2 protein-coding genes are annotated in these 1,673 nt (G+C 68.9%); both read right to left on the minus strand.

Translation table 11 applies throughout. The features are described from left to right. Positions 1–115 precede the first annotated feature (115 nt). Positions 116–1,033: a bestrophin family protein gene (locus tag AC1VAN_RS21030; RefSeq protein WP_480986658.1), complete on the minus strand. Its 918-nt coding sequence runs from the start codon at positions 1,031–1,033 to the stop codon at positions 116–118. Between the two features lie 123 nt (positions 1,034–1,156). Then, positions 1,157–1,405, minus strand: coding sequence for a hypothetical protein (locus AC1VAN_RS21035; RefSeq protein WP_032952021.1), 249 nt, complete (start codon positions 1,403–1,405; stop codon positions 1,157–1,159). Positions 1,406–1,673 lie beyond the last annotated feature (268 nt).

Genomic DNA, 1,673 nt, shown 5'->3' on the forward strand with positions numbered 1-1,673 from the left:
GATCAGGTCGTCGGTGGTCAGCGTGTTCTCGCGCATCAGGCGGCGCGAGAATTCGTCATGGCGCATGCGCCGCGGGCGGTAATGGGGATGAGGCATGGCAGGCTCCGGGGAGTGGCTATTGCAACAGGTAGCCCTGCGGCAGCAGGGGTGCGGGCAACGGGCGTTCGCCGAGGGCGTCGAGCTGGTCGATCTCGATGGTGCGCACCAGCGCGTCCAGCGGCAGGTCGTTCGGCTCCAGGCCGAACGGGTCTTCCATTTCTTCACCCAGCTGGTCCAGGCCGAAGAAGGCGTAGGCCAGCACCGCCGACAGCACCGGCGTGGCCCAGCCCAGCGAGCTGGCCAGGCCGAACGGCAGCAGCACGCAGAACATCCACGCGCAGCGGTGCAGCAGCAGGGTGTAGGCGAACGGCAGCGGGGTGGTCAGGATGCGTTCGCAGCCAGCCTGGATCGAGGACATCGCGTGCAGGCGCTCTTCCAGCTGGACGTAAAGAATGGAATCGAGCGTGCCGGCGCGACGGGCTTGGGCCAGTTCGGCGGCGATCATCGCCAGCAACGCATCGGGCACGTTCCCGCGCTGGGCGAGCTGCCCGCGCTGTTCCTCGTCCAGCCATGGCACCGCCGCCAGCGCAACGTCGCGGGCGCGCAGGCGCGCGGCCAGTGCATGGGCGAAGGCGGTGGTCAGGTAGCCGAGGCGCTGGCGGCGCGGCGCGTCGTCGGCCAGCAGCACCTGTACCTGCCGCGCCAGCGAGCGCGATTCGAACACCAGTTGGCCCCACAGCTTGCGSSCCTCCCACCAGCGGTCGTAGCAGGCGYTGTTSCGGAAGCTSAKGAAGATCGACAGAACCAGGCCGAGCAGGGTGAACGGGGTGACCGAAACGCGCTCGATGCCGATTGGCGGCGCCAGCTCCACCACCGCGGCGACCGCGATGGACAGGATGAGGATGGCCAGCACCTTCGGCGCGATCGCCGGAACGATGGAGCCACGCAGGATGTACAGCAGTTGCCAGCCGTGGGGGCGGGAACGAATGATCATGGGAGCAGCCGCGCAGGGCGCGGTTCGACAGGCACGCGGGGGGCTCGCGCAGCCGCCCATTCTACTCCCTGCCCGGCCGGCGGCCGTGTCCCTGCGACGCCCGGTCGCACCGGCCCGGCCGGCTCAGATCACGCCGCCGCCCAGCCCCAGGCGCAGGATGCCGACCACCACCACGATGCCGTTCAGGATCAGCCCGGTCCACGCCCGGCCGCGCTTGCTGGGGTGGGTGAACAGGATGCCGAGCGCGGCGATGATCGCGCCGACCGCGGCGAACGGGATCAGGAACCAGTTGCCCCAGCCCAGCAGCGGTATCAACGCCAGGATCATCCACAGCAGCGCCAGCACGCCCCACAACAGACTGATCACACCCATAGCGCCCTCCCGTGGTTGTTCATGCGCCAACCATAGCCGTTCCAGGCAGTGCCGCCTACCGCCGTTGCCGTCAGCCTCACCGGCCCCGTGCTAGCGTGCGGCCATGGGTCGAGCCCCGATGTTGGCGCCGATTCAGAGTGCCCGGCTGATGATCCGAACCAGTCCTACAGGGGTATACGCCATGAACATCCGTTGGGTCGCCTTGGCGGCCATGCTGCTGACCGTTGCCGGTTGCGCCAGTACCTCCAAAGTCATGCTGGGCCGCGCC

The organism is Stenotrophomonas sp. 05L44_2 (assembly GCF_056665995.1).